The organism is Zobellia nedashkovskayae (genome assembly GCF_015330125.1).
GTDB classification, from domain to species: domain Bacteria; phylum Bacteroidota; class Bacteroidia; order Flavobacteriales; family Flavobacteriaceae; genus Zobellia; species Zobellia nedashkovskayae.
The window spans coordinates 3,200,123-3,221,145 of record NZ_JADDXR010000002.1 but is presented as its reverse complement, the minus strand read 5'-3'; the positions used below and the strand labels follow the sequence as shown (position 1 = coordinate 3,221,145).

At 38.7% G+C, this 21,023-nt stretch carries 13 protein-coding genes; 12 read left to right on the top strand and 1 reads right to left on the bottom strand.

Annotated elements, in window-relative coordinates:
• Positions 1-93: 93 nt before the first annotated feature.
• The 5 genes from IWB64_RS13350 (at position 94) to IWB64_RS13330 (ending at position 7,496) form a co-directional block, all read left to right on the top strand.
• A complete protein-coding gene (locus tag IWB64_RS13350) occupies positions 94-843 on the top strand; it encodes a 3-keto-disaccharide hydrolase (protein ID WP_194534466.1) in 750 nt (249 codons plus the stop codon).
• A 21-nt stretch (positions 844-864) separates the two neighbouring features.
• Positions 865-2,376, top strand: coding sequence for an alpha-L-fucosidase (locus IWB64_RS13345; RefSeq protein ID WP_194534465.1), 1,512 nt, complete (start codon positions 865-867; stop codon positions 2,374-2,376).
• 14 nt (positions 2,377-2,390) lie between these two features.
• Complete coding sequence (locus tag IWB64_RS13340; RefSeq protein ID WP_194534464.1) at positions 2,391-3,785, top strand: sulfatase-like hydrolase/transferase; 1,395 nt, start codon at positions 2,391-2,393, stop codon at positions 3,783-3,785.
• A 74-nt stretch (positions 3,786-3,859) separates the two neighbouring features.
• Positions 3,860-5,506 carry a sulfatase-like hydrolase/transferase gene (locus IWB64_RS13335; RefSeq protein ID WP_194534463.1) on the top strand — a complete coding sequence of 549 codons (1,647 nt, stop codon included), beginning with the start codon at positions 3,860-3,862 and terminating at the stop codon, positions 5,504-5,506.
• Positions 5,507-5,978: 472 nt separating this feature from the next.
• Positions 5,979-7,496 carry a sulfatase-like hydrolase/transferase gene (locus IWB64_RS13330; RefSeq protein WP_226975886.1) on the top strand — a complete coding sequence of 506 codons (1,518 nt, stop codon included), beginning with the start codon at positions 5,979-5,981 and terminating at the stop codon, positions 7,494-7,496.
• A 201-nt stretch (positions 7,497-7,697) separates the two neighbouring features.
• Here the strand turns inward: IWB64_RS13330 and IWB64_RS13325 are convergent, their stop codons facing one another.
• Positions 7,698-9,254 (bottom strand): alpha-L-fucosidase, encoded by a 1,557-nt coding sequence (locus IWB64_RS13325; RefSeq protein ID WP_194534462.1) that lies wholly within the window; start codon positions 9,252-9,254, stop codon positions 7,698-7,700.
• Positions 9,255-9,616: 362 nt separating this feature from the next.
• Here IWB64_RS13325 and galB point away from each other — a divergent pair, with 362 nt between their 5' ends.
• The 7 genes from galB to IWB64_RS13290 all read left to right on the top strand — a co-directional run bounded on the left by galB (position 9,617) and on the right by IWB64_RS13290 (position 21,021).
• Complete coding sequence (galB, locus tag IWB64_RS13320) at positions 9,617-12,094, top strand: beta-galactosidase GalB (RefSeq protein WP_226975885.1); 2,478 nt, start codon at positions 9,617-9,619, stop codon at positions 12,092-12,094.
• An 8-nt stretch (positions 12,095-12,102) separates the two neighbouring features.
• On the top strand, positions 12,103-13,506 hold the full coding sequence (locus IWB64_RS13315) for a glycoside hydrolase family 28 protein (RefSeq protein WP_194534461.1): 1,404 nt from the start codon (positions 12,103-12,105) through the stop codon (positions 13,504-13,506).
• 1 nt (position 13,507) lies between these two features.
• Entirely contained in the window at positions 13,508-14,896 is a 1,389-nt protein-coding gene (locus IWB64_RS13310) for a glycoside hydrolase family 28 protein (RefSeq protein ID WP_194534460.1), read from the top strand.
• 4 nt (positions 14,897-14,900) lie between these two features.
• Positions 14,901-16,469 (top strand): sulfatase-like hydrolase/transferase, encoded by a 1,569-nt coding sequence (locus IWB64_RS13305; protein WP_226975884.1) that lies wholly within the window; start codon positions 14,901-14,903, stop codon positions 16,467-16,469.
• Between the two features lie 108 nt (positions 16,470-16,577).
• Positions 16,578-17,855, top strand: a complete 1,278-nt coding sequence (locus tag IWB64_RS13300) for a family 16 glycosylhydrolase (protein WP_194534459.1) — start codon at positions 16,578-16,580, stop codon at positions 17,853-17,855.
• A gap of 54 nt (positions 17,856-17,909) precedes the next feature.
• Complete coding sequence (locus IWB64_RS13295; RefSeq protein WP_194534458.1) at positions 17,910-19,172, top strand: glycoside hydrolase family 117 protein; 1,263 nt, start codon at positions 17,910-17,912, stop codon at positions 19,170-19,172.
• A gap of 475 nt (positions 19,173-19,647) precedes the next feature.
• Complete coding sequence (locus IWB64_RS13290) at positions 19,648-21,021, top strand: alpha-L-fucosidase (protein ID WP_194534457.1); 1,374 nt, start codon at positions 19,648-19,650, stop codon at positions 21,019-21,021.
• Positions 21,022-21,023: the final 2 nt, after the last annotated feature.

Below are 21,023 nucleotides of genomic sequence, written 5' to 3'. Positions count from 1 at the left end.
GTAAAAAACATTTGTGGTAGTATAAAAAATGTCTGTTGTCCTAGTTAAAGCTATAAATTTAGAATTTACAGCCTCTTTAGAACACCAGAACAGATGACAAACAAAATTACTACCATTGTAACATTATTACTTTATTTGTGTGCCTTTTTTTTATTTTCATCTCAAAAATCTGCGCCTAAAAAATCATCTATAAATTGGGAAAATCCTTTTCCCAAAGATGAACTCGGTACCGCTTACACCATCACTCCAAACGAACTGCCCGATAATCAGCAATTATTCAACATCAAAAAGAATAAAATAGAAGTTCTCTATGCTTGGAAAGGAGACGAAGCTCCTTTTGGCATGGTTACCACTAATAAAGAATACAGTCACTTTAATTTAGAACTTGAATATAAGTGGGGAGAACGTAAATTTGCTCCTCGCCTAGAAGCCAAACGGGATGCTGGTATCGTTTTTCATATTAAAGGAGAAAAAGTTGTCTGGCCCACTTGCCTAGAATGTCAAATTCAGGAAGGTGACACGGGTGATCTATGGGTCATAAAAGGCCCAAAAGTAACGTGGTTTCAAAAGGATGGCTCTACTCTATTATTAGATTCTAGTGGAAAAATAGACTATCTAGAAGGTGATAAATATGGTAATCATGAAGTTGATGGCTGGAACAAAGTACGCGTAGAAGTAAAAGGTTCAAAAAGTGCCAAGTTCTTTGAAAACGGCCAACTGGTAAACGAACTGAAAGACTTCTTAAATGCAGATGGTACTCCATTAGAAAAAGGAAATATTGCACTACAAGCAGAAGGCTCTGAAATTATCTATAGAAATATCAGAATTCAAGAATTAAAATAAGAACAAGCATACTTTATTTAAATGAAAAACAAGATTGCCCTTCTTTTAATATTGGTACTTACTGCTACATGTTACGCTCAAGAAAAGTTTGAACCAGAATGGGAAAACCTTAACCAGCATAAAGCTTCTCCTGAATGGTTTGCAGATGCCAAGTTAGGTGTCTATTTTCATTGGGGCGTCTATAACGTTCCTGCCAACGGAAATGAATGGTACGGGCGTTTTATGTACGAGAGTGACCGGGTAAAGACGTGGGGCAAAGATGTCTATGACTACCATACCAAAACCTACGGAAGAGATGTAAATTATCATGATTTTATTCCCCAATGGAAAGCCGAAAAATTCTCTGCTAAGCGTTGGGTGGATATGTTCGAAAATATGGGTGCAAAATTCATAGGAACCATTGCAGAGCATCATGACGGATTTTCGCTTTGGGAAAGTGAAGTCAATCCTTGGAACTCCTTTGATAAAGGCCCTAAAATCGATGTAGTAAAACAAATTGGTGACGAAGTAAAAAAGCGCAATTTAAAATTCATGACCACTTTTCACCATGGTTTTCACATGCATTTTTATCCCAAAAAAGAGAATAGTTTTCTTCGCCCCGTAAGCATGCATGCCGTAACTTATGCTAACCCAGAAGTTCCTCAAGAAGATGAGTACCGCATTCTTTACGGAAATACCACCTATAAAGAAGAATGTGATATCTGGCTAGGGAAATTGAATGAAGTAATAGATGCTTATTCTCCGGATTATATTTGGATGTATTTTGCCCAAGGGTATATTCAAGAGGATTACCGCAAACAATTTCTGGCCAACTATTTCAACAAAGCAAAAGAGCAGAATAAAGAGGTGGTGATTAACACCAAAGGGTCATTTTTTCCAACGGATTTAGCTGTTGTAAATTTAGAAAGAGCTACGGTTATAGATATCGCCCCAGAAGTTTGGGTAACGGATTTTCAACTGGGTAGCTCATGGGGCTATAATAAAGACAAACGTACTGCTTTAGACCCTAAAAAAGCCATTCGTATTTTGGCCGAGGTAGTCAGTAAAAACGGAGTTATGATTTTAGCCGCTGCCCCAATGGCAGAAGGTATTATTCCAGAAGAACAGGCCAAAGCAATGGAAGGCATTGGAGCTTGGTTACAATTGTACGGCGAGAGTATTTACAAAACACGTCCATTTGTTGCGTATGGTCAAGGACCAACCGAATTGAAACGAAATCCAGAAGACGAGTGGAATGATTATGGAGCCATAAAAGCTGGTTTATATGACTTGAATTCAGCTGATATTCGCTACACCATAAAGGACAAAACAGTCTACGCCATTCAATTAGGTTGGCCGGGTGAGAATACAGAAACGGTGCTGACAGTTTTTGCTAACAAAGCCAAGGATATGGACATCAAATCGGTTTCTGTATTGGGTAGCAAACAAAAAATAGAATGGAAAAAAACAGCAGAAGGCCTTTTGGTTACTTCTCCAAGAAAAATACCTGCCGAAGCGGAAGCTGCTTTTGTTTACAAAATCACTTTAAAATAATTAGAACATATATAATGAAGAACACTAAACTTTTATTCACTTTTGCTTTAGGTTTCCTAACAGCCCTACCCATTGTAGCACAAGAAAAAAAGCCAAATATTATCGTTGTCCTAACGGATGATCAAGGTTGGGCAGATGTTGGCTTTAATGGAGCAACGGATATTCCCACCCCAAATTTGGACAAATTAGCCTCCCAAGGTGTGATTTTTGATAACGGATATGTTTCCCATCCGTACTGTAGTCCTTCACGCGCTGGACTTTTAACCGGTCGCTATCAGGCTCGTTTTGGTCACGATTGTAACATGCCATACCAAGCCGAAAACGATGACACGGTGGGCACGCCACTTTCCGAAAAAATGATTCCTGAAGCCCTAAAAGAACGGGGATATCGCACGAGCGCTATTGGAAAATGGCACTTGGGCGATCATTCTAGCCTTCACCCTACTCAACAAGGTTTTGACCATTGGTTCGGTTTTGCCGGTGGTGGAATGAACTATTGGGGCGTACCTGATGGCCCTATTAAAACTATTGTTAGAAATGGTAAACCGGTTCCTCAAAATGAATTGCGTTACCTAACGGATGATTTCACAGATGAGGCCATCGATTTTATTACCAAGAAAGATGATAAACCATTTTTTATGTATTTGGCTTATAACGCGCCACATGCTCCTGATCACGCTACCCAACAATATTTAGAAAACACAAAACATATTGAATATGGTGGACGTAGTATCTATGCCGCCATGGTAAATGCTGTTGATGCAAACGTTGGGAGAATAGACTCTACACTAGTTGCAAATGGTATGAAAGAAAACACAATTTTAGTATTTTTAAGTGATAACGGAGGACGTACGGAACATGCTGACAACCGACCGTACAGAGGCCACAAAGGCATGTTGTTTGAAGGTGGAATAAAAGTTCCTTTTTTCATTACTTGGCCAGAGAAATTGAAAGCGGGTCAACATTATGAGAAACCTATTAGCTCATTGGACCTTTTCCCTACTTTTCTAGAAGCCGCTGGCGGTGATGTTACAAAAGAAACACAATTAGACGGCACCACTCTCCTACCCTATATTTTAGATGGAAAAACCGACACTCCCCATGAAAAATTGTTCTGGCGTTCCGTTGGCGGATTTGAATATGCCGTTAGAATAGGTAATTACAAACTTTATAAGAGTTCATACAAGAACAAAACGTTGCTTTTCAATTTAAAAAGCGACCCTTGGGAACGAACGGATATAGCAGATAAGCATCCTGAAAAAATTGCTGAACTAGAAAAAGCATACACGGCTTGGGATGCTAAAAACCTAGTTCCTGGTTGGTTAGACCCGCACCGTGAAAATGTTCTTAAAGAAGAAAAAGCTTTACAGGGCATGCGCAAAAAAGCCCAAGGTCCAACATTAAAATAAGAAGAAAATCATAATTTAGGAAGTATAAAATGAAACAGGACTTTCAATTAAAATTGCTAAAAAATTTGGTCATTATGCTCTGCATTTACGCCGCAACAACCGTATCTGGTTGGGCACAAGAGCAGCCAAATTTCATCTTTATATTAACGGATGACCAGCAGTACGGCCTCATGGGCTGTACGGGTAATACCATTGTAAAAACGCCAAACCTAGATAAATTGGCTAGTGATGGGGTTTTGTTCACCAATGCCCATATAACTACTGCTATTTGCACACCAAGTAGAGCCAGTATTCTAACGAGTCAGTTTGAGAGAAAACACGGTATAAACTTTAATTCCGGCACCAGTATGTCCAAAGAAGGTTGGAAGAACACCTATCCTATGGTTATGCGTGAAAATGGGTATTACACCGGTTGGGTGGGGAAAAACCATGTTCCTGTTGGAGAGGGTGGTTATGATAGCGGACTCATGGAAAAAAGTTTTGATTACTGGTACGCAGGCCATGGTCATCTGGGCTTCTATCCAAAAGACCGTCACAGTATTTTTAAAGATGCTAAAAACGACACCCAAGTAGAAGTGGTTGGTGAAGGAATTCAAGACTTTTTATCCAATGAGCAGAAATTAGGCGGGGCCATAAAATTCATAGACAACAGACCTACGGATAAGCCTTTTATGCTTTCCGTGTGTTTTAACCTTCCTCACGGAGCAGGGACAGGTTCTATGCAAATGCGTGATTCTGACGATGAGATTTACAAAACGCTTTATCGCGACCAGAATATTCCGTTACCAGAAAATTATGTCGCTAGAAAAGATATAAAAACACCAAAATTACCTGCAGAAATACATCACGCGGAAGACCGCCAGGTGGGTTATGATTATGTAGATACGCCAGAAGGTTTTAGAGAGCGTTATATACGCCAAATGGAAGCTATGACAGGTATTGACCGTCTTCTAGGAGAGCTTAGACAAACTTTGAAGGACCAAAAATTAGATAAGAATACCGTTATTGCTTTTACTTCTGACCACGGTCTTTTTATGGGGCAATTCGGTCTTGGCGGAAAAGCGTTGTGCTACGAAGAAACTACGCATGTACCTATGATAATCTTTGACCCAAACACCAAGAAATCAAAGAGAGGAAAAACTTCCGATGCTTTGGTACAGAGTATAGATATAGCCCCAACTATGATGACCATGGCAGGCGTAACTATTCCTGACAGTTACCAAGGTAAAAACTTAACCGGACTTTTAGCTGGTGAACAAGAAGCTGTGCGCCCCTACCTTTACACTGAAAATTTATGGTCTACGCAATTTGGAAACCCTAGATGTGAGGCTGTCCAAGACCATGAATGGAAATACATTCGCTATTATAAAAACGAGAATTTCTCGGCATTGAAAAAAATAGCTACTGCTAAAGAAATGGGTATTAATACCAGCGCAATGTTGTACAAAGTTCACGACCCAGATATAGCTGTTTACAGAGATTATGCAGACGGACCACTAAATGGCGAACCAGCTGTCTATGAAGAGCTTTTCAACCTTAAAAATGACCCCAAAGAAACGACCAATTTAGCCTCTGATGCCTCTAACAAGAATAAATTAGAAGAGTTGAGAAAAGTTTGGAAAACAGAAATTACCAATGCTAGAGGTAATGAATTTCCAAAGGTTCTTAGGTATACTTCGGACAGTGAAGGAGAAAGAGGCCTTATTATAGAACCTAAGTAATACTATATGCAAGGGATAGTACATTTTATTGATTTGTGTTATTGTTTTGGGGCAGTTGCATAACCAAAAGGACATAGGTGTAAGAAGTAAAGATCGGGGTGAAGTAAATAGCAAAAATGTTATTTTATGCACTCTTATGAACGTTAAGGCATAAGGTCCTTTAAAAAAAGTAATTATTCCGTAAAACATATCATAAACAAAACAGGTTTTATCGCGGCTCCGTACTTCTGTAAATGCTTTAATAAACAGTTTGAGATAGTACCTAGCAAATACGTAAAACAAATTAGCAAGAAGAAAGAATCTGCTGACTCCTAAAAAAATGTTGAAAGGTTCAATGAACACTATCTTGTTAATACACTATTTTTTTATGCCCACGAAGTTAATAAGTATCTAAAATACACTTTAAGTCATGATTTAGTATATTTACAATGTCATTATTACCACAAACAATTTAACTCCAAAAATTAATCCTTTGAAAAATTTAACGCTTGCCCTTATTACGGTATTGCTATTCTCTTGCAAGGCCGAAAAGAAAGAAATACCGCTTTCTAAACCCAATGTAGTTTTCATTTTTGCCGATGATATGACCTACTCGGCCATAAATGCCCTGGGAAACAAAGAAATTAAAACCCCAAACTTAGACAAACTAGTGCATAACGGAACCACTTTTACACATGCCTTTAACATGGGAGGATGGAACGGTGCCATTTGTGCTGCTTCCCGTGCCATGATTATTTCTGGTAGAAAATTATGGGAGGTAAATGAGTTTCGTGAAAACTGGAGTAATGGTAAAGAGTTTGACAAAACTTGGGGTAAACTCATGGAAGGTGCCGGATACGACACTTATATGACCGGAAAATGGCATGTTGATGCCAAGGCCCAAAATGTTTTTCAAAACGTGATTCATACGCGACCTGGAATGCCTGGTGATGCATGGGCAAAAGAGCTAACTGGCTCTAAATTCTCAACATTGAAAGAAAACGGACTTAAACCTGCTGATATTATGCCTATTGGCTACAACAGGCCGCAGAACGAAAATGACACTACGTGGACGCCAACCAATATGAAGCACGGTGGATTCTGGCAAGGTGGCAAACACTGGAGCGAAGTTTTAAGAGACGATGCCCTTGGGTTTATAGACCAAACCAAAACAAGTAAAAATCCTTTCTTTATGTACCTGGCTTTTAATGCTCCACATGATCCAAGACAGGCGCCAAAAGAGTTTGTAGATATGTATTCTTTAGATGATATAACCATTCCTGAAAGCTTCCTTCCTCTCTACCCTTACAAAGATGGCATGGGCAACGGACCTAGTCTTAGAGATGAGGCACTGGCGCCCTTTCCTAGAACAGAATTTGCCGTTAAAGTACATACCAAAGAGTACTATGCTCTTATAACTCACTTAGATTTCCAGATTGGAAAAATTATAGAGGGATTGGAAAAAACAGGCAAGATGGATAATACCTATATCATCTTCACGGCTGATCACGGTTTAGCGGTTGGGAAACATGGCCTAATTGGGAAACAAAGTCAATTTGACCATAGTATACGGGCTCCTTTCATGATTGTAGGACCAAAAATCCCTAAATACAAAAAAATTGATACGGATATCTATTTGCAGGATGCCATGGCCACAAGTTTAGAATTAGCCGGTGTTAAGAAACCTGAATATGTATTCTTTAATAGCGTCTTGGACCTTGTAAACGGTGATAGGAAAGAAAGCCACTATGATGCTATCTACAACGGTTATATAGACTTACAACGTATGATTCGTAAAGATGGTTATAAGTTGATTCTATATCCAAAAATGGATGTAGTTTTACTTTATGATCTGAAAGCAGATCCAAAAGAAATGAATGATTTAGCTGCAAACCCAGAATACAAGGAAAAAGTAGATACTATGTTCGCAGAGTTGATGATACTCCAAAAAGATATGGAAGACACTCTAGATATTAGCAGCGTACTCAAAAACTACAGAGCAAAGAAATAAAATACCTTTACTGAGTACACCTACTAAAACAGCCCTGTTCATATTCATATGAACAGGGCTGTTTCTTTGCTTAAAATTCAAGGAAAAAAGTCCCCAAACATACCCTAATCTTAGGCATGAACATAAAAAAAGTGCACCAACTATGAACGATTGATGCACTTAAAACTAACACAAAAAAACAATTTTATATAGAGCTTTACATTAAATTGAAATCTCTAACACATGGGCGTACTCGCCCGATTTTTCACCTAATTTCTTAATCGATAGTGCTTCTTCTGTCTGCTCAAAATCAATTTTAGCATCACTACCCAATAATTTAACTCCTTTGATGTCTACACCTTCCGCAAATGCATTGGCGCTTCCCAAGGACTCAATATCAATCTTACCATTTTCTGGCCAAGCCAACATAATGGCATATAGCTTATCCCCTTTTTGAGTAAACCTGATATCTTGTCCTGTAAAATCCTTGTTTTTTCCTTCGGAATGATGTCCTTTTTTAACCTCTGTTGGACCTTCTCCAAAAGTTTTCCAATATCTTGTATCGTAGATGGCATCTCCATTTGTAGCAAGCCAATCTCCTATTTGCAACAGAATCTCTTTTTGGTCATCAGGAATAGTTCCATCGGCTTTAGGACCTACATTTAATAATAGATTTCCGTTTTTAGAAACGATATCTACCAAATCATCTATTAACTGATTGGGCGTTTTTGAATCCCAATTGGTAACGTGAGACCAAGAGTTTTTACCAATTGAAGTATCGGTCTGCCAAGGTAATTTTCTAATACCCGGAAGTTTTCCTCTTTCTAAATCATAGATTACAGTTCCTTCAGGAAATGCCTCATGACCAAAATTCTTATCATTAATTAAAACTTCTTTACCCCACTCGCGGCCCTTATTATAATAGTATGCTGCTAATTTTGGTCTTAAGTCCGTAAAATCCTCAATATCTACATAAAAATCAAAATAGAGAATATCTGGTTGGTAAGTGTCCACCAAATCAATTGTCCTTTTCCACCAACGTTCTTTGAATTCTTCGGAAACCGGCTCATTTAAATCTTTTCCTTTACTGGAATATAAATCGGCATACTCTGGGTCAACCGTATCAAACTTGTCTTTTTTGTTATAAAAAGACCAGTTAAAGGCAAAGTGAGAAGAAGCTCCCATTTTTAGGCCCTGAGCCTTACCTTCCTTAAAAAGTTCGCCCAATACATCTCTTTTTGGTCCCATATCAAATGAATTCCATCGTGTGGTATTAGACTTATACATCGCAAAACCATCATGGTGATCCGCTACAGGAACTACATATTTAGCTCCAGATTTTTTAAATAGGTCGATCCATTCCTTAGCATCAAATTTTTCGGCCTTGAACATGGGTATAAAATCTTTGTAACCAAATTCCTTTTGGTCTCCCCACGTCTTTTTATGGTGTGTATAGGTTGCATTAGGTCCTTTCTTACCTTTTTTTAGTGTCGCAGAAAAAGTAGCCGTATCCATATACATCTTTCTAGGATACCATTCCGAACCAAAAGCAGGAACCGAATAGGCGCCCCAGTGAATAAAAATTCCGAACTTATCATCAGTAAACCATTTAGGGTCTTTATAGTTTTTCTTGATAGATTCCCAATTGGCCTCAAACACCTTAGTGGTGTCCGCAGCTTTCAATTGAGCCGTGTCTTTTTGATTTTTTTTATCCGAGCTACCGCAAGAAGCTATACAGATAATGGCGACTGAGAGTGCCGCTAAATGTTTAAAATTCATAGTGTGGTTGTTATTGACGATACCTGTTTATTTCGCCCTATTAGAAGTTGCTAAATTCTAATTTTATGATTCATCTGCGAGCCACGAATGTGCTAAAGATTATAACAAATGGACATTTACTCATGATTTTTCAAGCAACCTTCATGCTGCTATTCGTTTATGACAAACCTAAAAACTAGACAATACATTGACAAACCTTAATCTCTCATAAATCTCAATGTTTACTCTGTGACACCCTAAATTTTAGATTAACTTATCCAAGCTTCTCTAAAAAAAACCATCTGTTCTATTCTTTCAGCTGTTCGTGGTCTTTTGCCAGAGAATTATTTTAGACTTTCACCACTATAATTATTAACGCAAATATGATGTTGAGAAAAAGCTTTCTATTTATCCTTTTACTACAATTCAGTTTTTCTTTTGCACAACTGAATTCTGAAGCTACAAATGGTGATGTATCCTTTAATAGCGGTTGGCTCTTTCAAAAGGGTGATCCTTCTGGAGCTGAAAAGTCCACTTTTAAAGATGGTGCTTGGCGCAAGCTTAATTTACCGCACGATTGGGCCATTGAAGGTCCTTTTGATAAAAAATACAATGCTCGTACAGGTGGTTTACCGGTACACGGAACTGCTTGGTACCGTAAACATTTTACCATAGACAAGAAATATGCAGCTCAGCAAATAGCTGTTTTATTTGATGGTGTAATGAATAATAGCCGTGTTTACATAAATGGAGCGTATATTGGCGAACGTCCTTTTGGTTATATGGGTTTTGAACTGGATTTAACACCATATATTAAATTTGGAGAGGACAATGTCATTGCTGTTAGGGTTGCCCCAGAAGATTTGGCCTCCCGTTGGTATTCAGGTGCTGGCATCTATAGAAATACCTATCTAAAAATAAATAATCCGGTCCACATTCCGTTTTGGGGAACTTACATTACTACACCCGAGGTAAGCAATGAAAAGGCTACGGTAAAAATTGAGACTACGGTAAAGAATGCCGATGAAAAGAAAGCTTCGGTAACGCTAGAAACCAAAATAATTGACGGACTCAATAACGTAATAGCCTCCAGCAGTCAAAAAATCGGACTAGAAAAATCTTCGGAGAAAGTTATTATAGATGAAATCATAGTTAACAATCCCAAACGATGGGGAGTTGAGAATCCATATTTATATGATGTTGTCACCCAAGTGAAAAAAGGGAACATAGTTATAGATGAGTTTAAAAGCACACTGGGTATTCGTAGTATTTCTTTTGATGCCAAAGAAGGATTTCTATTGAATGAAGAACCAGTTGAATTCAAGGGTGTATGTATGCACCACGACCTCGGTCCTTTAGGAGGGGCTGTAAATTATAGGGCTACTGAACGCCAAATACAAATTATGCAAAGTATGGGCGTGAATGCCTTGCGTACAAGTCATAACCCACCATCGCCCGAAATGCTTCAAATCTGTGATAAATTAGGTATTGTAGTATTGGACGAAGCTTTTGATGAATGGAAAATACCAAAAGTCATTAATGGGTATAACAAGTTTTTTGACGAATGGCATGAGCGCGATTTAAGGGATATGATAAAAAGAGACCGTAACCATCCTTCCGTAATCATGTGGAGTATCGGAAACGAAATTATAGAGCAGCGCGAAAAAGACGGTTGGAAAGTCGCCAAAATGCTGAATGACATCTGCCATGATGAAGATCATACCAGACCAACTACCGCAGGTTTCAATAATTACCCGGGAGCATTCAAAAACAAATTAGCCTATCAGATAGATATTGTAGGTTTAAACTATAAGCCTTTTGATTACGGGGAAGTGATAAGAGAAAACCCTGATATAATTGTTTACGGTTCTGAAACCTCATCGCAGACTAGTAGCCGAGGTACCTATGCCCTACCTATTACGCATGACCATAAGAAGGAAACGTTGGAAGTTTCTAGTTATGACGTAACTGTTGGTCCTCCATGGGCATATCCTCCTGATGTTGAGTTTGATGTGCAGGCAGAAAACCCTACATTTTTAGGTGAATTCATGTGGACGGGCTTCGATTATCTTGGTGAACCCACGCCTTACGGTGGTCGCGATAATTCTACAGATGGATATTGGAATGCTGACTGGCCAGTACACGCCTCTTATTTTGCTCCTGTAGATTTATGTGGATTTCCAAAAGACAGATACTACCTCTACCAAAGCCAATGGACTACAGAACCTATGGTTCACGTACTGCCACACTGGAATTGGGAAGGAAAAGAAGGTGAAGAAATTCCAGTTTATGCCTATACCAATTGTGATGAAGTAGAATTGATCGTAAACGGGAAATCTTTGGGCAAAAAGGTAAAAGGAGTTGATACTACCGATATTCCAGCGGAATTCCGTGGATTTGAAAAAGGAATGTATACTTCAAAATACAGGTTGAGTTGGAATGTTCCTTACCAACCGGGAAGCTTAAAAGTAATTGGTTATAAAGACGGAAAAGCTGTTGCTGAAAAAGTTATTAAAACAGCTAAAAAAGCATCAAAAATACGCTTAACAGCAGACCGTACGGAAATTACCGCAGACGGAAAAGACCTTTCTTTTATTGAAGTTGATATAACAGATGCGGATGGAAACCTTATTCCTAATGCTGATAACCAAGTACAATTCACCATAGAAGGAGCAGGAAGTCTTGCCGCTGTAGGTAATGGAAACCCAGCTTCTTTAGAGTCGTTTCAAGATACTAATATCAAAGCATTTAACGGAAAATGTTTACTCGTAGTGAAATCTACCGAGGCTGCCGGAAACATCACAATTTCTGCTACTTCTAACGGATTAAAAACCAATACAATAACCATTAGTTCAAAATAAAAACTTAAATGAAAATCAAAATCCTAATCCCTTTTATAATCGGCTTACTTTTTCATTTACAGTCATATGCCACAGACTTTAACGTGTTAGATTACGGCGCAAAGGCCGATGGCACCACCATAGACACCAAAGCGGTTCAGAAAGCCATTGATGCCTGTACAAAAAACGGCGGAGGAAAGGTGATTATTCCCTCAGGAAAAACGGTTGTAATCGGCACTATCTATCTTAAGGATTTTGTTACCCTTCATATTGAGAATGGAGCAACGCTTCTTGGGAGTCCTAATTATGAGGATTATGCCACGGACACCCATAAGAATATGTACAAGAACGAACCTCACATGGACCGTTGCTTGATTTTTGCCAAAGACGCACGTTCCATCGCCATTGAAGGGTATGGAACTATTGACGGGAATGGACACAAAGAAAACTTCACCAAGAAAAAAGGAGGCAGACCTATGATGATTCGGTTTGTAAACGTAAAAGACATTCATTTAAATGATATTACCTTAATCAATCCTGCGGCATGGACCTCAGCTTGGCTCTACTGTGATAATATTTCGGTGAGCGGAATCAACATCATAAGTCGCGTAAACAATAACGGAGACGGGCTGGATTTTGATGGATGTACAAACGTGCGCGTGAACAATAGTAATTTTGATAATAGTGATGATAGTATTTGCCTGCAAGCCTCAAGACCGGATAAACCTTGTAAAAACATCACGGTAAGCAATTGCCATTTTAGCACAAAATGGGGCGGAATGCGCATAGGACTACTATCTCGCGGAAATATAGAATCGGTTACCGTTACCAACTGTACTTTTAAGGATATTCAGGATTCGGGACTTAAGATTCAACAATGCGAAGGAGGCGAAATGAAAAATATGGTCTTCAGTAATTTGGTTATGGAAAATGTGCCAAGACCTATTTTTATGACGTTCGCCCAACAAATTGCATCCGTTGATACCCCTGAGGGCCAATTTGAGCCGCTAAAAAGCATGCACAACTTTAGCTTTAGCAATATTGTGGTAGATAATTCCAACCTTGATAAAAACTCTGCTTTCTTTTTAACCGGTTTTCCAGAGCATCAAATTGAAGATATCACTATTAAGGATGTTCAATTTGTAGTTTCTGGTGGAGGTACTGCTGCAGATGCGCAAAAAACGGACATCAAAGAATACACCCAAGAAGTACTCAATGGTTGGTGGCCAGAATTCAGTTTAGTGGGTACCCTACCCGCTTCTGGACTTTATGCTCGGCATATAGATGGGTTGGTGGTTGAAAATTTCAGCATTAAGACTATAAGAGAAGACAAAAGAGCCCCAATTGTTCTAAAAAACGTTACAAATAGCGAAATAAATAGAGTTTTCCTAAACAAAAAAAATATCTCAAAGAACCAAATCCAGAGCAACTAAAATGAGAACCAAACTACATTATGCAAGCCTCCTAATTACCTTTATTCTATTGGTAAGCTGTAATTCAAAGTCAGACAGTTACAACGTTGTCGATCATGGTGCCATAGGCGATGGTAAGACAATAAATACCAAAAGCATTCAACAAGCTATTGATGCCTGTAATCTTGCTGGTGGTGGCACTGTTACTATTAAAGACGGCGATTACATTTCAGGTACACTTCTCCTAAAAGACAATGTAACCCTACATATAGCTAAAGATGCAAAATTGATCGGAAGTTCAAATCCATTAGATTACCAGAGTATAGATACGTTTGAAGATGCTACTGGGCAACAACGTGGCAATTGCCTTATTGGTGCAAAAAATGCCACAAATATTGCCATAACCGGTAAGGGAACTATTGATGGAAACGGAGAAGCTTTTCTATCCAAAAATATAAAGGCGAAAATTAAGGAGCTGAACATTACCGAAACCGAAGGTTTTGGCTCAAATAGGCCTTTTCTTTTACGGTTTGTAAATTCTTCTCAAATCAAAGTACAAGATGTTCATTTACGCCAACCAGCTGCATGGACTTGCCATTTCTATCAATCCAATGATATTTTGGTGGACAACGTTTCCATTTACAGCCACGCCCATAAGAATAACGATGGCATAGATTTGGACTCCAGTTACGACGCTGTTATTAAAAATTGCGATATTAACACGGGCGATGATGCTATTTGCATTAAAACTACGAGTCCAAAACCTACCTATAACATACAAGTTAGCGATTGCAAGCTCAGAAGTGATTGGGGTTCTATTAAGTTCGGAACCGAGTCTATGGGAGATATGTACAACATAGACATTAAAAACTGCCAGATTTATGATACCAAAGGTGGCGGAATAAAAATCTTAAGTGTAGATGGTGCCAACATTCACGATGTGACTATAGACGGGATCCATATGGACAGAGTAGATATGCCTATTTTCATTCGTCTTGGAGAGCGCCTACGCACCTACCGTAATGCCAAAAAACAAAAAGTAGGTTCTATTACCAATGTAGTCATCAGAAATGTTAAAGGTAACGCCCGGGTTTTGGATAGCTCAAGGGTAAAACCACCATCGGGCATATTAATTACGGGAATTCCAGACCATAAAGTTGGTAAAATAACTTTAGAAAATATTGAATTGGAACTCCCCGGAGGAGGCTCAGAAGAAGATACCATGGCCAAAGTTGTGGAAGATGTAGATAGATACCCAGAATTCAGTTTCTTTAAGATACTACCCGCCTACGGCCTGTACGGAAGACATATAGAAAGTATACAAACCAACAACGTCGTGTTTACTTTAAACGGTGACGACAAAAGAGAAGCTCAAATTTTAGTTGATACAAATACAATTCAATCTGAATAACCTTATGAATTTTAAAAATCGATTTTCCCTTTGCTTTTTAGTTGTTTTTAGCATGCTATTGGCACTTCCTGTTAGTGCTCAAAAACGTAAAGCAAAAAAGAAAGACCAGCCCAATGTACTTATTATCTATACGGATGACCATCGTTTTTCAGGTGTTCATGCTTTAAGCGGGATGCAAGTAAAAACACCAAATATGGATGCTTTGGTTGCCGATGGAGTTTCATTTTCCAACGGTTATCTAATGGGTGCTTTTTCCGGTGCTACCTGTGTGCCAAGTAGAGCCATGTTGTTAACCGGGAGAAACGTGTTTGATTTAGAAGGACAAGGACACAGCATTCCTTCTGAACACACAAGCATAGGCGAAGCTTTACAAGGCCAAGATTACAACACCCATATTGTTGGAAAATGGCATCAAGATAACGCTTCCTTGGCACGCTCTTTTGATTCGGGAGATAGGCTTATGTCCAGGGGTTTATATCTAGTCGACCATTTTCGTATGCCTTTGTGGGACTGGAAAAAAGATGGTGACTATAAATTTGAAGACGGCTACTTATTGGAATATGATGAAAACGGAAAAGTGGTTCGTAGAACGATAACCAAAGATGAGAAAAGAGGTCCGTCCGGTACGGAGAAAAATGGCCCGCATACCTCTGAAATCTTTGCTAAAAGTGCTTCTAAGTTTATTACGGACTATAAAAAGAAAGACCCGTTCTTCATGTATTTAGCTTTTCACGCACCACATGACCCAAGACAGGCTCCACAGAAATACAAAGACATGTATCCTATTGACGACATTATACTTCCTCCTTCTTATATGGAGCAACACCCTTTTGACAATGGAGATATGTTCCTTAGAGACGAAGAACTAGCTAAATGGCCAAGAACACCAGAAGTTGCTAAACAAGAACTTTCTGATTACTATGCCATTATTACGCATCTAGATGACCAAATTGGTAAAGTCATTGCTTCATTGAAAGAAAGCGGTGCCTATGAGAATACGTTAATCGTTTTTGCTGGTGATAGTGGTCTTGCAGTTGGAAACCATGGTCTGATGGGGAAACAGAATATTTATGATGAAGACGGAGTTCATATTCCACTTGTTTTCTCGGGTAACCTTATAAAGGACAAGGGCAGTAAAAGAGAGGCCTTCGCTTACAATTTTGATATTTTCCCAACCATATTCGATTTTATTGGAGTTGACGCGCCTAGTTCTGTAACTGGGGAAAGTCTATTACCTGTTATATATAAAGAGAAAACCAGTTTTCGGGATTACACCTATCACGCATACAAACAATTTCAGCGCGCCTATAGAACAGGGGATTACAAATTAATTGAATACGTACGTGCCAATAATTATGATAAAAAGAACGGAGAAACCATAAAAGGTTCCCGCGTTACCCAACTATTCAATATAAAAAATGACCCTTGGGAAGTGTATGACCTTTCCTTCTTTCCTGAATATGCGGAACAAGTGAAAACGATGCGTAAAGAAATGAAAGAAAAAGCTAATGAATTAGGTGACACCAAAGAAAATATTGAGGGTGAGAAATATGGTTTTTGGGAATTTTATTGAATCCAGACTAATTAAAACAATTCCTAAATGTAATATTCATGAAACCCAAAACGATGCTCCTACAAATAGCAAAGGAAGAATTGACTCGGAAAAATAAAAAATACTCCAATGATTATAAGAATAGCTTTTTTAATTTTCACATTTACAACAGGTAATCTCTTTGCCCAAGCACCACCAGAGACTCCGATTTCACCAGAACAAGAATCTCGCCAAGGACCACCTAAACCACCTATGGGTAAGCGATGGGTTTTAAATCCTGATTTTTCAGATGAATTTAATGGTACCGAGTTGGACACCACAAAATGGTATGACCACCACCCCACTTGGATTGGACGTCCACCGGGACTTTTTATGGCATCACAGGTTTCCGTGGGTGATGGTTTTCTGAAAATGACAAGCAAAAAACTTGAAAAGGACACCATAGTTCATGCCTACGGCAGAGATATTACTTTTAACGTTGGAGGGGCCGCCGTGGTTTCAAAAAAATCGACTCAATTTGGTTATTACGAATGTCGGGTAAAAGCTGCCGCTACAACCATGTCCACCACATTTTGGTTTTCTAGCTCTAATAATTTTACAGGCCCTAATGATTGCGATAAATATGGCTTAGAATGGGATATTCACGAATCTATTGGTCGTGAAGGTGATTTTAGCGGAAGCTACTTTGCTAGTGGCATGCACTCCAACGCACATTTCTGGTATACGGACTGCAATGGCGAAAAACATGATTACAGAGCCCCACAAGTAAAATTTGAAGACAGTAAACTTACCTCCGAAGATTTTAATATTTACGGTGGATGGTGGCAAAACGAAAGTACGGCCAGCTACTACTATAACAACCGGGTACCCAAACACCAAAAATTTTATGACAAGGTAAAGGATAAGCCTTTTGACCAACCTATGTATATGCGTTTAGTGAGTGAAACCTATCCTTTTCCGTGGATAGAAATTCCTACTGCCGAGGAATTAAACGACCCAAGCAAAAACACAGTGTACTATGATTGGGTTAGGGCTTATAAACTGGTAGATGCCAATGATTCCAATGCCGTGTTTAAAAGCAGATTGAAACTTTATAATGAAAATGTATCGTTCAATGCGGCCATGATCTCTCAAAAAGAGTCGAACACTGTTGAAATTCCCCTTACCTACCAAGCAAATAAAGACCGAGAAATAGAGCTAAAATTATTCAATTCTAAAGACGAAAAAATACTTGAAACAACACTACAGGCCTATGCAGGCTACGCATACCTATCTTATACTATAAAATTAGAGTCGGAATTAATGGAAGACACAACCTATAAACTAACGGCAAATATTAAACCTAAAGGCGGAGATAAAAAGAAGGTTTTAGACACAAGTACAATCTACATCAATTTTACAAAATAAAAAGTTTAGCCAACCAAACCATAAAATCCAAAAACCTGATATAAGAACAGAATTATGAAACGAATTATTTTTACACTATTGGCCCTAAGCGGTTTTCTTACTTCATACAGTCAAAAAAAAGCTTTTCCCTTTGATCTACCAGAAGAAAAACCGAATAGACCCTTAAGTGCCGCATTAAACCGTAATTATGATAATTATTTAGGCCCTCGTCAGGAAAGCAATGAGTTGTATACCCAGTTTAAATATACAGAGCTCAAAGGCTTTGATTACAACGGTAATGACGGTACTATTTCTCGCCGTGACCCTTCCAAAGTGATTTTTGAAAATGGCCAATATTATATATGGTACACTCACCGTGAAACCCCTGTAGCTCCAGTAGGCATTCCAAGGGTTGAAGAATCTAATGACACTATTCCCTCTGCAGATTGGGATTTAGCCGATATTTTCTACGCGACATCAAAAGACGGGTTTACTTGGGAAGAGCAAGGTGTTGCGATTCCTAGGCCTCCAAAACCACAAGTAGGTTGGCGTTCGGTTACCACGACCGATATTTTAAAGTGGAAAGGGAAATACTATTTATACTACCAAGCTTTTTCCGAAGCACCCGGAAAAAGTGGCGGAGACAATTGTCCGGTCGCAGTTTCTTATGCCGATTCTCCAAACGGTCCTTGGACACCTTTTAAGAAAGAAGTAATACCTAACGGCGCACCCGGTTCTTGGGACCAGTTTTCAATTCACGACCCCTACCCTATAGTACACAACGGTAAGATATACCTATACTACAAATCAGATTTTGGTAAAGTTAACGGTAAGAACAATGTACGTATGCACGGTCTTGCCTTTGCAGATGATCCGTTAGGTCCGTTTACAAAACATCGTTTGAACCCTATACTAAATTCAGGACACGAGACCACTTTATTTCCATTTAAAAAAGGGGTAGCCGCTTTTGCCATTAGAGATGGTAATGAGGCCAATACCATACAATATGCCGAAGATTGGGTAAATTTTGAAATCGCTTCTATGGTAGAAATGATGCCAGATGCCGGAGGACCTTTCGTTGCCGATGCTTTTACAGATACCAAAGATGGTCGTGGAATTACTTGGGGAATTTCACATTTTGCCAACCCTACGCGCGACTGGAAAAAAAACCATGTGGTATTAGTCCGTTTTGATTGCGACCTTAGCCTAGATGTTGATGACCAGCAAATGAAACGCCACCATAACACTCCTAAGTTCGAGTATTTATTAGAGCATGGTCTGAATGCCAAACAGCGTGAGCGTGTGAATAATGGAACAAAACAATTAAATGAAAACTAGCATATATATTCCTTTCCATTTTACTTTCTTATATAGGAACCTATGCTAAAGAAAAGCCATTAATTCCACAACAGGCCAATGAATATGTACAAATCTACAAGCCTGATGGCGATTATTTTTTCGCCTCTGATACACCAAACCTAAAAGAAGCAAAATGGTATGATGAATGGGTCCTTTTCATGCCATTCGCGAAGGTAATTTTAAACTAATCATGATAGCGGATAGTAAGAAAACCTAAAAGGACTAAAAGCAATTGAACTGTATGATTTAAAGGACAATGTACAAGAGAAGAAAAACAAAAACCTAATTAATGAGCCCGGGCAAGCAGAGCGTATACAAAAAATGCAAGAGACCTATCTGGACTTAAACACCAATGGAGGAACTACACTTTTTTAAAAGCTAATTAACGGGCTTTAATCCAGCTTAAAATATTCTTATACGTATCAGAACCACTTACCAAAATAAAACAACGATTATGAAAAAAACAGTCTTCATTTTAATGACCATTTTGTTATCTCTACCCTCTTGTTTACAAGCTCAGGAAAAGAATTATGAACCAGCTTGGAACTCCTTAAGAAACCACCACACCCCAGAATGGCTGGTTGATGCTAAATTTGGAATATACTGTCACTGGGGCATTCAGACCATCAGTTATGAAAAAGGAAAAGAAGATTGGACGGATGAACAATTACTCAAACAATTTAAAGGCGAAAATTTTAATGCGGATGAATGGGCCAAACTGTTTGAATCCGCAGGAGCTAAGTTTGGAGGGGTCATCGGTTGGCATGGTAGTGATTTAAAACACTGGGACAGTGACATATCAGATTACAACACGGCTAAAGTTGGACCTAAAATAGATATCGTAGGCGAAGTTTTTAAAGCCGTCCGCAAACGAAATATGAAAACCCTGGTTTCCTATCATTCTATTGAAGGTGATGAATGGATTAATTTTGCTAAAGAGGGAGTAAATAAGTATGATCCCGATATTTTTTGGGTGGATGCCAGTTTTGGTGGTACCAAAGGCTCTCACAATAAAAAAGTGACTCGCAAAAGCAAGTTTATTGGTGAAGGAACTTTACCATCTCCCGTATTTGAAGATAAGTACCAAAGGGAGTTTATTTCTTACTTTTTCAATAAGTCTTTAGAGCGAAAAAAAGAAGTTGAATTTGTTTATAAATCCAATGATATTCCGCCTTCCGTAGGCATGCGAGATTTAGAAAATGGTATTCTTACCGAAACCGCTTATGACGTTTGGATGACCGATATGGATATGACCGTACCGCCAGATTTTCCAACCCATGGTTGGTTTTATAGAGAAGACATTCCTTTGCGTTCTACCAATGAATTGGTAGATATGTTAATGGATGTTATTAGTAAAAATGGAGTCCTTTTACTAAATATCCCTCCAAAGTCAGATGGTACTTTTCCAGCCGAAGTAATCAAGAATCTAACGCAGATGGGTAATTGGTTGGAAAAGAACGGCGAAGCTGTTTATAATACCGCTCCTTGGTTTATTTATGGTGAAGGCCCTACCGATATTGATGAAGGCAATTATACCTACCATCACAACAATCATTTTGCACAGGTACAATACACAAAAGAAGACATCCGGTTTACTGTAAACGGAAATAATCTTTATGCCTCTTGCTTGGGTAAACCTGATGGTGACCTTTTGATTAAATCCTTAAATTCAAGTTTTAAACTTCGTAAAGGTGATATTCAAAAAATCGTTCATTTGGATACGGGTAAACCTGTTCAATTTGACCATAATGAAAACGGACTTCTTTTAAAATCAAAGGGCATGGAGGTTGATGAATCGGCCAACGTTTTTAAAATAACACTTAAATAAAG

Bases quoted from the DNA above. Each gene is read 5' to 3' on its own strand.
- IWB64_RS13325 (WP_194534462.1), bottom strand. From the start codon at position 9,254: ATGAATTTTAAACATTTAGCGGCACTCTCAGTCGCCATTATCTGTATA.
- IWB64_RS13350 (WP_194534466.1), top strand. From the start codon at position 94: ATGACAAACAAAATTACTACCATTGTAACATTATTACTTTATTTGTGT.
- IWB64_RS13295 (WP_194534458.1), top strand. From the start codon at position 17,910: ATGAAACGAATTATTTTTACACTATTGGCCCTAAGCGGTTTTCTTACT.
- IWB64_RS13290 (WP_194534457.1), top strand. From the start codon at position 19,648: ATGAAAAAAACAGTCTTCATTTTAATGACCATTTTGTTATCTCTACCC.
- IWB64_RS13310 (WP_194534460.1), top strand. From the start codon at position 13,508: ATGAGAACCAAACTACATTATGCAAGCCTCCTAATTACCTTTATTCTA.
- IWB64_RS13300 (WP_194534459.1), top strand. From the start codon at position 16,578: ATGATTATAAGAATAGCTTTTTTAATTTTCACATTTACAACAGGTAAT.
- IWB64_RS13335 (WP_194534463.1), top strand. From the start codon at position 3,860: ATGCTCTGCATTTACGCCGCAACAACCGTATCTGGTTGGGCACAAGAG.
- IWB64_RS13305 (WP_226975884.1), top strand. From the start codon at position 14,901: ATGAATTTTAAAAATCGATTTTCCCTTTGCTTTTTAGTTGTTTTTAGC.
- IWB64_RS13315 (WP_194534461.1), top strand. From the start codon at position 12,103: ATGAAAATCAAAATCCTAATCCCTTTTATAATCGGCTTACTTTTTCAT.
- IWB64_RS13345 (WP_194534465.1), top strand. From the start codon at position 865: ATGAAAAACAAGATTGCCCTTCTTTTAATATTGGTACTTACTGCTACA.
- galB (WP_226975885.1), top strand. From the start codon at position 9,617: ATGATGTTGAGAAAAAGCTTTCTATTTATCCTTTTACTACAATTCAGT.
- IWB64_RS13340 (WP_194534464.1), top strand. From the start codon at position 2,391: ATGAAGAACACTAAACTTTTATTCACTTTTGCTTTAGGTTTCCTAACA.